Genomic DNA, 12793 nt, shown 5'->3' on the forward strand with positions numbered 1-12793 from the left:
CGGACTGAACGAAAGAAGGCTCCAGACGCGTTTCCTCAGGCGTTCCAGGTTTGCCGCCGAAGCGACCGAGATCGCCGTCAGTCTCTTGATCGTCAGTTGCTCACTCATGGTGTGCCGTTGCGGGACTCTTGTAAGAGAGATAGTGGTACTTATTATTGCCGTCAAGTGCGACCGTCGCCTTCACGGTGTATCCTGTCTTCTCCTTTTCTCTGTGGCCGACAGCCTCGATCGCATAGGGGCCATTCCCCGATGTGGAAAAAAACTTGACGGAGTCTTGCGGGATTCCTCCTTCAGCCTGCGGGTTCTGTATCTCCTTGGTCTCCCTGAAACTCATTATCGACTCGACGATTTCAGGGGTCATCCCGGGAACCGCGAGGAGGACCTCTCTCGGAGCTGCATTGATATTAATGAGGGCGCCGACGGCAGCTCCTGCTGCAGCACCAGGGAACCCTCCGCCAGCGGCCGGTGCGGCACTGGTCGGAATGACCGCGAGAAAGTCGATGAGGCCCCTCTTCTCCGCGTTTCCGTAAAGGATATCGGGCGTCATCCCCTTAACGAGAAGGAGTTCTTCCAAGGTATCAAAGTCGGCGTGCTTTGCCTCGTAAGGGTTGGGAAGAGACTCGTAATATTCGTCACCGGCGCCGTTCAGTCTGTGCATGCCTTTATTAGGGTCTTTCCAGTCCAATATCGAATCCACAATGATATTCACATTGTCTTCCTGAACGCCCATGTTTATCAGGAGTTGTCTTAATATTATAGCATTTCCATCCGAAAGCCCGTTCAGGTTTATCTTCCCCGACTCGTCTATTATCCTGACCGTATAGGACCCGTCACCAATCTGATCGCTATAGGGCGTACCGTCCGTCTTCCATACTTCGAGGCCTTCGAGAATCACCGTCTGACCTTTGTTGACGGTCCTGTAGAAAACCTCCATAATCCCCCTCTCAATTCCCGCCTCTGCAAGGAACCTCTTCTCTATGCCGTCCTTGAAAGACAGGGTGGCGGAGGTCTCGGTTTTTGTCATAAAAGAAAAGGAAAGGACGATGACCATGAGGATGGTCAGGACCCACAATACGAGGAGTAAGGCAATTCCTTCCTGCGAATCCTGCTTCTTCATTTCAAACTTTAACCTAGGCAGGTCCAAAGGGTTTCTTGACCGGCGTTGGCTGCGTCGCGGGCGTCAAGGGTGTAGTGCTACCGGGTGCGGCTTGGGTCGGTGGTGTCGATGCCTTCACCCTCATCGGAATGATTATGGAGAGGTCCCTGGCTCCGTAGAGGAGTCGCACCCGTATCTTTTCGGGCATGCTGTTTTCATCCGTCCACTGCTCTACCCACTCTCCCTCTTCCATCGTCGGATCCTTATAGAAATACTCAAAGGAGATGTCATCAAAGGCTTCGAGGAGCTTCGTTTCTCCGGCCCCGCTCAGACCGATCATGCTTTCCGATGCATACAAGGTCTTCTTTCCCCGGTTGTCGGAGTCTATACTGTATGTCACGGTCACGTATCCCTTCTCGCCCCCCCAGATGGAATAATTCGTGGGGAACTGCAGAGACGTCTTTTCCCCCGTGAACGAATATTTCTTCGTGTCGTTGTCAGTGATGATGAGCGGCATTGCGGACTGTATCTGGTATCCGATAAGAGCGAGGGATGAGCGGATCCTTTCGAGAGATTCTATCTTTCTTTCTCCGGCGTTCACGGAACGGAAACCGAGCCTCATGGCGCCGGTTATGATGAGGATGATAATCCCTATGATCGCGATCGAGACCATGAGTTCCAGGAGAGTGAACCCGGCTGGTCTGCCCGCCAACCTTCCGTTGTCCGCGAGGCGAACATCTTCGCTGTCGGTCTTATCGAAAAGCATTGCTCCGGTTTTCATGCCTCCCTTCATATCTTCTTCTCTACCGTCTTCATCGTCCTCAGCGTGATCGATTTCGTCTTCGCCCCGACCGCCCACGATGTTGTCATCGTTATATCGAGGAGCTTCACCTGGAGGTTGTCCGTCCTCTCTTTCATCGCCTCGGAGACGGACACATTGATCGTATACCCGTCATCGGTCCTTTCGCTCCACGAGGATTCGGACAGCTTGTCATCATCGAGCACCTGCCTCATCTTCGCGTCTGCCTTGGCGGCAGCAAGGACATAATCCTCTGATGTGGACAGGGCCCGGAGGTTTGCAGAGAAGAGCTGCAAGACGACGGTTACCGCCATCGCCAGGAGGGCAATGGCAGCGAGAACCTCGATGAGGGTGAAGCCGTCGCCGGCATGTACCACGCTGAAAGCAAGACGGGGGAATGAGGTTCCCCCCTTCGGAAACGTTAGTTCTTCATTTCTCATTTTATCATCACCGTTCCGACTATCGGATCGGTCTCTATACTCAGAGACTGCTTGCCGGAAGACAGGACGATCTTGCCCCCGTCGATGCCGCCGATTCCGTTAACGTTGATATTGAATTTCCCCCTCGGGACCTCTCCGGAAAGAGGGTCAATCACCTTTATCATGACATCGGCGGGGATGCTCTTACTGCCCTTTCCCTCTATGCCGTAGGATTTCGAGTCAAGGTCGATCGAGACGACCTGTCTCTCGCCGTTAATCTGCGCAAGGGCTCTCGCATACCGTATGGTGGCCGACAAATCCCGTGCCGTCGCCGTGAGCCTGCTCGAGAAGAGGGTCTTGGCAAAAAAGACAGTCGAGAGGCCGAGTACAAGCGTGATGAGAAAGATGACGATGATGAGTTCGAGAAGGCTGAATCCCCCCGTTTTCCGCAACGTGCCGTATCTTTCCGGTCGTCCGGACCCGGTCCTGAAAATGTCACGCATGATTATCTTATTGCCCGTAGGGTTCTGTTAAAACGGCAGTTCGGTTATGCTGAATATGGCCATGAGCATCGAGATGACGATAAAGCCGATTATCATCGCCATTCCGAGAATCATGGCGGGCTCGAGGAGGCCCACGAACCTCTTTATGGCGGTCTTAAGGCTCTTCTCATAGGTCGTGGCGACCTTCAGGAGCATATCATCGAGCTGGCCGGTTTCTTCGCCGACCTTGATCATGGAAAGCGCCAGCGGGGGCAGGATCTTTGCGTTGGCAAGCGGAACCGCTATGCCCTTTCCCTCTTTGGCTCCTTTCGATACGGCGTTTATGCCTGAGGCTATCACCTGGTTGCTGATAACGTCTTTCGCGTTGTTCAGCGCCTGGAGGAGGGGGACCCCGCTCTTCAGAAGCGTACCGAGCGTCCTGCAGAACCTTGCGGTTTCGAGTTTCTTGATGACGTCGGTAAGCAACCTGAGCTTCAAGGCATCCCATTTGTACCTGCCCGCATCGGACCGTATGTAACTTCTGAAGGCCATCCATGCTGTCAGGGCAGCCAGTGCGGTGATCCACCAGTATGACTGGAGCGCTTTACTGAAGGTGAGGAGGATCTGCGTCGGCAGGGGCAGGGACTTGCCGAGTTCGGCGAATATCGTCGTGAATTTGGGAAGCACGAACGTGAGGAGCAGGATGATCGATGCGCTGCCGGTGAGGACGAGTATTGTCGGGTAAATCATCGCAGAGAGGACGTGATCCTTCAATTCCTTGGAAGATTCGAGGAAGTCGTTCAGCTTTTCGAGGACCACGTCGAGCACCCCGCCCGCCTCACCGGCCCGTACCATGTTCACATAGATTCTCGGGAAGACCCTGGGATGACGCTGCAGGGCGTCTGAGAACGAGCTGCCTTCGCGTATGGACTTCAGGATCGACTGAATGATCACCTTTGTCTCTCTGTTTTCGTTTATTTCGGCGAGGATATTGAGGCCCCTGTCGAGGGGCAATCCTGCGCCGAGGAGCGCTGACAATTCCGTAGTGAACGTGAGGAGGTCGGCCTTCGAGGAACCGAAGGATATCTTCTTCTTTATCCCCTCCCTGGGAGAGGAGATCTTCAGGGGGATTACCCCTCCATTTCGCAGTCTCTCTATCGCCGCCTTTTCGTCGACGGCATCGATGACTCCTTCAAGGAGCGTTCCCTCCGCCGTTGCGGCCTTATAGGAAAAAATGGCCACTACGCCTCCTGAGTAACCCTGAGGATCTCGCTCAGGGTCGTGATGCCCTCCCGTATCTTGTCTGAGCCATCCTCAAGGAGGGTCCTCATGCCGTTCTTCCTGGCTGTTTCCCTGAGCTGGTTTGCGTCCGCATTCTTCAGGATCAACCTGCGTATTTCATCCTCGACAACGAGGAGTTCAAATATCCCCAACCTTCCGTAATAGCCGGTGAATGCGCAGTGCTCACACCCCTTCCCGAGGTGAAGCGTCTTGTTTCCGCCGAGACCGAGCATGGTGAGTTCTTCGCGGTCAGCTACCGAAGTGTCCGTCTCCTTGCACGACGGGCAGATGACCCTGACGAGCCTCTGCGCGAGAATGCCCCGTATCGTGGACGAGAGGAGAAAGTTTTCGACCCCCATCTCGAGAAGCCTTGTAATCGCGCTGGGGGCGTCATTCGTATGGAGCGTCGAGAAGACGAGATGTCCGGTGAGGGCCGATTCTATCGCTATCTTCGCTGTTTCGAGGTCCCTGATCTCTCCGATCATGATGATGTCCGGGTCCTGCCTCACGATGGACCGGAGGGTATTTGCGAAATTCAACCCGATCTGGGGTTTCACCTGTATCTGGTTGACCCCCTTCAACTGGTATTCCACGGGGTCCTCGACGGTTATGATCTTCTTGTCCGGAGAGTTTATCTTGTCAAGGGCGCCGTAGAGCGTAGTCGTCTTGCCGCTTCCCGTCGGACCGGTAACGAGGATAATGCCGTTGGGTTTGGTAATCAGTTGATCGAAGGAAGCGAGTGTGTTCGGGGGAAACCCGAGCAGATCGAGATCGATGACGATCCCCTCTTTCCGGAGTATCCTCATCACGACGCTTTCTCCGTAGAGAACGGGGATTGTCGATACCCTTAAATCGATCTCGCTTTCCCCGACCTTGAGCCGTATCCTGCCGTCCTGGGGGAGTCGTCTCTCGGCTATGTTGAGTTTCGCCATGATCTTCAACCTCGAGACGATCGCCGCCTGGAGTTTCTTCGGGACCGACTCTATTTCATGGAGCACGCCGTCGACGCGGTACCTGACCTTCAATTCGTCCTCGAAGGGCTCGATGTGAATATCGCTCGCCCTGCCTTCCACGGCCCTCGTTATGAATAGATTGACGAGCTTTATGATCGGGGCTTCGGACGCAAGGTCTTTGAGATGACCCACGTCCTCTTCCTCTTCCCTGATGAATTCGAGCCCCTTTTCGCCCATATCTTCGATTATTCTGTTGATGTTCTGTGACTCCTGTCCATAGAACTTTGAGATATACTCATCGAGGGCCTTGCCGTCTGTTGCATACACCACGATATCGGCAGATGTCGCGACCTTCAGGGCGTCAATGGCAGATCTATCGTCCGGGTTCGCCATGACGATCTTCAGGGTATCGTTCTTGAGTTCAAGGGGGACTACCATATGCTCACGGATAAACCGTGATGATATGCCGTTCAGGACAAAAGGAACCTTCGGCAGTTCCTCCGGTTTCAGGTATTGTTCGTTCTGTATCAAAACAAAAACCTCTCAAAATTAAAGACTATTATTAGTATAGCATAACCATAGGAAGCGCAGCATGAGCGTGCCCGCGCTTCCGCGAGAATCTTGCTTTTCAAGAGCCCATAATCGCATACTATAGCTCGGTGACGGGCACAGAAACATGCTGAACCGATTTCTAGCGGCCAATAGGCACCTCTGCACAAAGCTCACGCAGCACCTGCCGCAGGCGAAGCCAAACATATTTTACCTCTATGAAGAGATTGTTTCGGCGCACCTGAACGCACGACCGAACCAGATTGTTGTTGACATAGGGGGCGGCAATGTCTGCCCCTTTGCGAGCCACAGGGACCCTCAGGGAAATTCCAGAATCATTGCCGTCGACGTTTCCATGGATGCTTTAATAGACAATCTTGACGTTGACGAGAAGATTGTGATCGACACGAGGGAGGAATTACCATTCAGGGACGATGAAGTCGATATGGTGGTATCGAGATCCGTGCTGGAACATCTTGAAAATCCCGACAGGTTTGTGATGCATTCTCATCGCATCTTAAGAAAAAATGGATACTTCATCCATCTCTTTCCTTCAAAATTCGCGCTCTTTGCCCTCATCAACCGGATGCTGCCGAGGACGCTGTCGAAAAAGATGCTCTATCTTCTTTTCCCCGAAAGCAAGGGAATTGGCGGGTTCCCGGCCTTCTATAATAAGTGTTACTATTCTGCGATGAAGTCCCTGCTTGAGAAGAACGGCTTCGAGCTAATTGATGTCCATGTCAGCTATTTTCAGTCGGGATATTTTGGTTTCTTTGTCCCGCTCTTTGTCTTGAGTTCTCTTTACGAAATCATGCTGAGATTTCTGCGGATAAAGAACCTCTCTGCCTACCTCATTGTCGTGGCGAAAAAGAAGTAATGGTTGAGTCCTAGGTAGCGTTCGGGGCAGAGCCTAATAGGCGCCTTCCATCCCGGCAACGACCTTCATGGTTTTGAAGAGGATGGCGATGTCAAACCACAGAGACCAGTTCATGATATACCACGAATCAAGTTTTATCCTGAATTCACAACTCACGTTGCTCCTCCCCGACACCTGCCAGAGACCGGTAATTCCCGGTCGTGCGCTGCAGATTACCTGCATATTCTTGCCGAGCTCATTCCTCTCCCTGAGGAGATACGGTCTCGGGCCTACGAGACTCATTTCGCCTCTGAAGACGTTAAGGATCTGCGGCAGTTCATCGAGAGAGGTCATCCTCAGGAATTTCCCTATCCTCGTGACTCTGGGATCTTCTTTTAGCTTCCACGTCTTCTCCCATTCCCTGCGAAGATCCTCATTATTTTCGAGTAATCCCTTCAGCTTTTCCTCGGCGTTCCTCTCCATGGTCCTGAATTTATAGCACCGAAAGATCTTTCCGTCCTTGCCGATCCTGTCATGGGCATAGACGGCAGGACCGGGGGTTTCCAGTTTTATGAAAGCTGAGATTATACCGATGAGGGGAATGAGGAAAGGGAAGGAGATGACACACACGGCAAGATCAAAACCCCGCTTCACCGCCCTGTTTGCCAAGGATTTGAGGTTGTTCCGGATGTTCATCAAGAATATCTGTTCATAGAAGAGATGAAAGAGCTCCGTATTGAGAAGGGCGATTCCCTTCAGGTTGGGGATGAGCATGGTGTTCACGGCATAGTTCTGAACGAGAGATGTCAGTGCGGACAGCCGCTCAGCCGGAAGCGAAGGCAGCGCGATGATCACGGTATTTATCCCGAGGGTCTTCACATATTTGGGAAAATACTTGATCTTGCCGAAGACCCGTCTCGAACCGATCACCATGCCTTTCTTCTGTTCGTCGTCGTCTAGGAATCCGATGACATCGTATCCCATGTGCCGTTCCCTCTGAATGCCCTCCATCACGAGCCTTCCGGCGTTCCCGGCGCCGAGGATCAAGACCCGTTCTTTCCATATCCCGACGGCGTGGAGCGCTTTCTTGCCCCAGAGGCGGAGGAGGGGAAAGACAAGAAGGGAGCAGGCCCACATGCCGAGGATCACAAGACGTGATATGCGTTCACTCATCCTGCCGAGGGTCACGATCGCCAGAACCGTGAGAGCTGCAAGGCTGAGGGCCTTGACGGTATTCCTCGTCTCATCCCAGAAAGGCAGATTGCTTGTGTACAGGGCCTCGTAGGCCATGAAGCAGACATAGAGGAGCGGAATCCACCACAGGAGTATGAAATAAGAAAAAGGAAAAACCGGGAGTTGCGGCGTGATGTCGGCCAAGACCTTTACTCTGAACGCCCACGCGAGAAAGAGGGAGAGGTAGAACGCGCTGAGGTCGAGCCCGATAAGACACGACATCTGCAAGAATCCCCTGACGAATTTCGCTATCTCTCTCATCCCGTGAGCAGTCCCATCCTGTATCCCGCGTATTTTGTCAGAGACTCAAGAAGGACATAGGGGATCCATCGGTATCCGCGATGTCTTAGGAGAAAACGTGCCTGTTCCGTCATGAACCTTATCCCTTCGCCCTCGGGCCGCGCGTATTCGAGAATCCAGCTATTGTGTCTGAGAGATGAAGCAATATTATAATACCGCCTGAACTGGTTTGACAGTGAAAAATGGTGGGAGTGGATGACCCTTGCCTCCGGCACGTAGGAGACCTTGTAACCGTCTATCATGAATTTCGCGGCAAGGAGCATGTCCTCATTCGCGCGAATGTTTTCGGGAAACATGCCGGCCCTGAAAAACAGTTCCCTCTTTATGGCCGAGCAGACGTTACTGAAGAAGAATGTTTTTATGCCGTATCTCCCCGTGTCGTCTATCCCCTTGACTGAAGGCACGTCAGGATAGTTGAAGGATCTCGCAAAGACCTCGGGGAGCGGAGCGTCCGATCTCGGTATCTGCCTCCCAAAGGTCGCCGCTATGTCGGGACGGCCGAGAGGCGCGGTCAAGACCCTGAGGAAGGCGTTGTCAAAGGGCAGTGCGTCCTGCGTCATGAAGGAGATGACGTCACCCTTCGCCTCCTGTGCAGCAAGGTTTCTCGTTTTCCCGTGGTTGAAACTCTCCCTCGGGATGATGATCGTCTTCGCCCCGAGGCCCTCGGCCAGCCTGACCGTGTTGTCTTCGGACGAGGAATCGATTATGATAATCTCAGCCGGCTTGGTATCCTGTTCTCTCAGTTCGGAGAGGAGTTTCCCGATACAGCCTCCGGCATTGAGGGTCGGTATGATGAGCGTGATCACCATGTTTTCATATTGTATCACAGGAGAGACATCGTGAAAGTATTTGTAACCGGCGGCGCAGGCTATATCGGAAGCCATGTCGTGAAGGCCCTCGGTGAAGAGGGCTATGACGTCCTTACCTATGATAACCTCTCCTTCGGACATGCCGATGCGGTTCTCTCCGGCGACCTCGTCGTCGGAGATCTTTCCGACAGGGAAAGGCTGCGTGAGACCCTCAAGGCCTTTCGACCCGATGCAGTCATGCATTTTGCCGCATATATCGTAGTTCCCGAGTCTATAAAGGAGCCGATCAGGTATTACCGGAATAATTTTTGCCATGCCATGGGCCTCTTAGAAGCCTGCCTTGAGCAGCGCATCGCGAGGTTTCTCTTTTCGTCAACTGCCGCTGTTTACGGCATTCCCGTAGAAATCCCCGTGACCGAGAACGCGAACCTTGATCCTATAAACCCTTACGGCCGTTCAAAGGTCATGGTGGAGAACCTGCTTTCCGACCTCTCGGCGCAAAGGGATCTCCGCTACGTTTCCCTCAGATATTTTAATGTGGCCGGAGCGGACGGGAAGGCGAGGGTGGGGCAGAACCGGAAGGATGCCACTCACCTCATAACCCTGGCGGTAAGAACGGCGCTCGGCAGGAGGCCGTACCTCGAGGTGTACGGCACAGATTATCCTACTCCCGACGGGACATGCATACGGGACTATATCCACGTCGATGACCTCTCGGATGCTCACATCGTGGCGCTCAGGTATCTTTTGGAGGGCGGCGCGAGCGACGTATTCAACTGCGGATACGGTCATGGGTATTCGGTCAGGGAAGTTGTGGATGCCGTGAAAAGAGTGACAGGAGTCGATTTTGAAGTTGTCGAGACCGGGAGGAGAGAGGGAGACCCTCCCCTCCTTATTGCCGACAGCACGAAGCTGAGGAATAAGCTCGGCTGGATGCCGCGATATGACAGTCTCGAATACATCATAAAGACGGCCTTTGAATGGGAGAAGAAGGTTAATTACCGCTGAACGTGAGGGCCCGAGTTCAGGCTGATGGCTCTACACAATAACAGCTCTTTTCGAAATACGATGTTCTCGTGCGTATGGATTTTTTCTTGAAATGCTGGGATAATTGTTCAGAAGAGGCTCGGGTTCCGGACGGCGCCTGAAGTGACGAAGGAGGTCTGAATCTTGGTACACAAAGAGCATGAAAGGGTGCACGTGGATGATCAGAACCTCTGCAGACTCTGCATCAATGAGCTCGGTGCGATTTATATGGACCTCGGTCTCTCTGCGGATGAACTCGATCTGCTCGCAATGCCGAGGCGTACCTTTACCGTTCATTTCCCCGTCAGGATGGATTCGGGGAAGACGCGAATGTTCGTGGGGCACAGGATACAGTATAACGATGCAAGGGGTCCGACGAAGGGCGGCATCAGATTCCATCCGGAACTGACCATTGACCATGTGAGAGACCTCGCCTTCCTGATGGTGCTCAAATGCGCCGTGGTGAACATACCCTTCGGAGGCTCCAAGGGAGGGGTCGTCGTTAACCCGAAGGAGCTCGGCAGGAACGAGCTCGAACAGGTGACGAGGGGATACATCCGCGCCATCGCTGACTACATCGGGCCTTCCAAGGATATCCCGGCTCCTGATGTCTATACGGACGAGAAGATCATGGTCTGGATACTCGATGAATATGAGCGGATAAAAGGGGAGCATGTTCCGGCTGTGGTGACCGGGAAACCCTTTGAACTGCAGGGCCTCAAGGCGCGGAGCTATTCGACGTCACTCGGCGGGATCTATGTCCTCGAAGCGGCGATGAAGAAATTGGGAATGGATAAACGCGATGCCAGGGTCGCTGTTCAGGGGTTCGGAAACGTGGGGAGAAACGCGGCCCGTATCCTCTACGAGGAGGGGTATACGGTCGTCGCGGTGTCTGATTCCAGAGGAGGCTCATACCGTGCGGAGGGTCTCGATATCGGGAAGGTAATCATGCACAAGGAGAGAAGCGGAGGAGTGACGGATTTTCAGGGAGGCAGAGACATTACGAACGAGGAACTGTTGATCTGCGACTGCGATATCCTGATTCCTGCGGCGCTCTCTGACCAGCTGAACGGAGATAACGCACGGAACGTACAGGCGAAGATAGTACTCGAGCTTGCCAATGCCCCGACAACGACGGAAGCCGATGATATTTTTTTCGATAAGAACGTGATGCTGATCCCGGATGTCCTTGCGAATGCCGGAGGCGTGGTCGTGAGCTATTTTGAATGGAGTCAGAACCTCAATAATGATTACTGGGAAGAGGCGAAGGTTCTCCAGAAACTGAATGACATCATGATAACCGCTTTCAATGACGTGCATGCCTTGTGCCGCGAGGAAAGCTGCAGGATGAGAAGGGCGGCGTACCAGCTTGCAGTGAAGAGAATCCTCCATGCCGAGAGGCTGCGGGGGAACTTATAGCGCGCCGTACGCAGCGGCGAAATGAAAATATAATATCCTTCCGATTTCAGGCGCCTCCGGCCGTGTCAAGCTGACTTCCTGCCGCTCGATCAGCGAACACGAGGGATTGGTCCCGCCGGATACGGCCGGCCGGGATCGACAGATCGGCGTCTCGCAGACGCAAGAGCACTGCTGCCTTCTCCATCCCGGTCACGAGCCAGAGAACGAGCCGCGAATGATTGAGGAGCGGGTATGTCAACGTCATCCGGCGCCTTCCCTGGTAGACTCCGGTCATCGCCACGTCAACGTCCGTCACGTCAAGCACCGGGTCTCCCGGCACCAGGGAAGCGGTGTGGCCGTCAGGACCCAAGCCCAGGTGGACGAGATCAAGCAGCGGAGGCGAACCGGCTATCGCCCTGAGAACAAGGGCGTAACGCTTGGCCGCTAAATCCAGGTCGGTTGCTTCGACCGGCATGGCATAGATCCGCTCGGGACGCAGCGGTGTATGCCCCATGAGATTTTCCCGCAAGTGAGTCAGGTTTCTGTCAGTGTCTCCCTCGGGAGCAACGCGCTCATCCGTCTGCACAACGTGCACGCACCGCCAGGGAACCTCTTCCTTCGCCAGGGCACGCAGCATCTCCCACGGCGTGTGACCCCCGCTTACAGCCATGATGAAACGGCCACGAGCGGCGACGGCTGCCCTGGCGTTCTCGGCGATGACCGCGGCAGCGTCCCGGGCTACCGAGGCAGGATCGTTCAGTATCTTAATCTCCATTGCAGCCTCATCTTGTCTGTCCTGATTTCGCGGGCTTTTCCAGGTGTCCTCCGAACCCATAGCGCATTGCGGACAGCACCTTATCCGCAAAATCGGCCTCCCCGCGCGAGCTGAATCTGGCATAAAGCGCGGCGGTGAGCACCGGCGCCGGAACAGCCTCATCGATGGCGGCCTTAATGGTCCACCGTCCTTCACCCGAATCGGAGACGCGCCCGGAAAACCCGGACAGCTCAGGATCCCGAAGCAGCGCGGCAGCGGTCAGATCCAGCAGCCACGATGCTATCACGCTTCCGCGTCTCCAGACCTCCGCCACATCCTCCAAAGTGAAATTGTATCGGTACTCTTCAGGGTTGCGCAGCGGCGTCGTCTCAGCGTCGGTCTCATGTTGCTGCGTACCGATGTTGGCGCGTCGAAGAATGTTGAATCCCTCTGCATAGGCAGCCATGATGCCGTACTCGATGCCGTTGTGCACCATCTTGACGAAATGGCCTGCGCCGTTCGGCCCGCAATGCAGATAGCCCTGCTCAGAGGTGCCGTCGATCTTTTCACGGCCCGGCGTTCGCGGCACGTCGCCCACGCCCGGCGCCAGCGAGGCGAAGATGGGATCGAGGTTCCTGATCACCGCTTCCTCTCCTCCGATCATCAGGCAGTACCCCCGTTCCAATCCCCAGACACCACCGCTTGTACCGCAGTCAACATAGTGGATTCCCCTGGGGGCAAGTTCTCTGGCGCGTCGGATATCATCTATGTAGTAGGAATTCCCGCCGTCGACGATGACATCCCCCTTCTCCGCATGGTCTCCGAGATCGCGCAAGAT

At 54.3% G+C, this 12793-nt stretch carries 13 protein-coding genes; 3 read left to right on the forward strand and 10 right to left on the reverse strand.

The features are described 5' to 3' along the window. Window positions 1-100: 100 nt before the first annotated feature. Genes VEI96_05315 through gspE form a run of 6 tightly spaced genes read right to left on the reverse strand, consistent with a single transcriptional unit; the run spans window position 101 to window position 5561 of the window. On the reverse strand, window positions 101-1117 hold the full coding sequence (locus VEI96_05315) for a hypothetical protein (GenBank protein HXX57401.1): 1017 nt from the start codon (window positions 1115-1117) through the stop codon (window positions 101-103). A 13-nt stretch (window positions 1118-1130) separates the two neighbouring features. Then, complete coding sequence (locus VEI96_05320) at window positions 1131-1877, reverse strand: prepilin-type N-terminal cleavage/methylation domain-containing protein (GenBank protein HXX57402.1); 747 nt, start codon at window positions 1875-1877, stop codon at window positions 1131-1133. Between the two features lie 8 nt (window positions 1878-1885). Beyond that, window positions 1886-2335, reverse strand: coding sequence for a prepilin-type N-terminal cleavage/methylation domain-containing protein (locus VEI96_05325; GenBank protein HXX57403.1), 450 nt, complete (start codon window positions 2333-2335; stop codon window positions 1886-1888). Then, a complete protein-coding gene (locus tag VEI96_05330) occupies window positions 2332-2817 on the reverse strand; it encodes a prepilin-type N-terminal cleavage/methylation domain-containing protein (protein ID HXX57404.1) in 486 nt (161 codons plus the stop codon). The genes VEI96_05325 and VEI96_05330 overlap by 4 nt, the downstream gene beginning before the upstream one ends. Before the next feature lie 27 nt (window positions 2818-2844). Next, on the reverse strand, window positions 2845-4038 hold the full coding sequence (locus tag VEI96_05335; protein ID HXX57405.1) for a type II secretion system F family protein: 1194 nt from the start codon (window positions 4036-4038) through the stop codon (window positions 2845-2847). Next, window positions 4038-5561 carry a type II secretion system ATPase GspE gene (gspE, locus tag VEI96_05340; GenBank protein ID HXX57406.1) on the reverse strand — a complete coding sequence of 508 codons (1524 nt, stop codon included), beginning with the start codon at window positions 5559-5561 and terminating at the stop codon, window positions 4038-4040. The genes VEI96_05335 and gspE overlap by 1 nt, the downstream gene beginning before the upstream one ends. 145 nt (window positions 5562-5706) lie before the next feature. Here gspE and VEI96_05345 point away from each other — a divergent pair, with 145 nt between their 5' ends. Continuing rightward, the gene (locus tag VEI96_05345) at window positions 5707-6456 is read left to right on the forward strand and encodes a class I SAM-dependent methyltransferase (GenBank protein ID HXX57407.1); all 750 of its coding nucleotides are present in this window, start codon (window positions 5707-5709) and stop codon (window positions 6454-6456) included. Between the two features lie 33 nt (window positions 6457-6489). Here VEI96_05345 and wbaP read toward each other — a convergent pair whose 3' ends face one another. Both wbaP and VEI96_05355 read right to left on the reverse strand, forming a co-directional pair. Continuing rightward, complete coding sequence (gene wbaP, locus VEI96_05350; GenBank protein ID HXX57408.1) at window positions 6490-7929, reverse strand: undecaprenyl-phosphate galactose phosphotransferase WbaP; 1440 nt, start codon at window positions 7927-7929, stop codon at window positions 6490-6492. Then, window positions 7926-8795, reverse strand: a complete 870-nt coding sequence (locus tag VEI96_05355; GenBank protein ID HXX57409.1) for a glycosyltransferase family A protein — start codon at window positions 8793-8795, stop codon at window positions 7926-7928. The genes wbaP and VEI96_05355 overlap by 4 nt, the downstream gene beginning before the upstream one ends. A gap of 12 nt (window positions 8796-8807) precedes the next feature. Between VEI96_05355 and galE the strand changes: the two genes are divergently transcribed. Then, window positions 8808-9785, forward strand: coding sequence for a UDP-glucose 4-epimerase GalE (galE, locus tag VEI96_05360; GenBank protein HXX57410.1), 978 nt, complete (start codon window positions 8808-8810; stop codon window positions 9783-9785). Between the two features lie 162 nt (window positions 9786-9947). Continuing rightward, window positions 9948-11222, forward strand: a complete 1275-nt coding sequence (locus VEI96_05365) for a Glu/Leu/Phe/Val dehydrogenase (protein HXX57411.1) — start codon at window positions 9948-9950, stop codon at window positions 11220-11222. Window positions 11223-11268: 46 nt separating this feature from the next. On the opposite strand, the gene pgl is transcribed toward VEI96_05365, so the two are convergent. Together pgl and gnd are read right to left on the reverse strand one after the other, a co-directional pair. Then, window positions 11269-12036 (reverse strand): 6-phosphogluconolactonase, encoded by a 768-nt coding sequence (gene pgl, locus VEI96_05370; GenBank protein ID HXX57412.1) that lies wholly within the window; start codon window positions 12034-12036, stop codon window positions 11269-11271. Continuing rightward, the coding region (gnd, locus tag VEI96_05375; protein HXX57413.1) for a decarboxylating 6-phosphogluconate dehydrogenase at window positions 11984-12793 on the reverse strand (810 nt) is incomplete at its 5' end. The genes pgl and gnd, both read right to left, overlap by 53 nt.

This window comes from Thermodesulfovibrionales bacterium, from assembly GCA_035622735.1.
In the GTDB taxonomy this organism is placed as follows: domain Bacteria; phylum Nitrospirota; class Thermodesulfovibrionia; order Thermodesulfovibrionales; family UBA9159; genus DASPUT01.

Excerpts from the sequence above, each read along its gene's own strand:
- VEI96_05320 (HXX57402.1), bottom strand. The coding sequence starts at position 1,877 with ATGAAAACCGGAGCAATGCTTTTCGATAAGACCGACAGCGAAGATGTT.
- pgl (HXX57412.1), bottom strand. The coding sequence starts at position 12,036 with ATGGGTTCGGAGGACACCTGGAAAAGCCCGCGAAATCAGGACAGACAA.
- VEI96_05345 (HXX57407.1), top strand. The coding sequence starts at position 5,707 with ATGCTGAACCGATTTCTAGCGGCCAATAGGCACCTCTGCACAAAGCTC.
- VEI96_05330 (HXX57404.1), bottom strand. The coding sequence starts at position 2,817 with ATGCGTGACATTTTCAGGACCGGGTCCGGACGACCGGAAAGATACGGC.
- VEI96_05315 (HXX57401.1), bottom strand. The coding sequence starts at position 1,117 with ATGAAGAAGCAGGATTCGCAGGAAGGAATTGCCTTACTCCTCGTATTG.
- wbaP (HXX57408.1), bottom strand. The coding sequence starts at position 7,929 with ATGAGAGAGATAGCGAAATTCGTCAGGGGATTCTTGCAGATGTCGTGT.
- VEI96_05325 (HXX57403.1), bottom strand. The coding sequence starts at position 2,335 with ATGAGAAATGAAGAACTAACGTTTCCGAAGGGGGGAACCTCATTCCCC.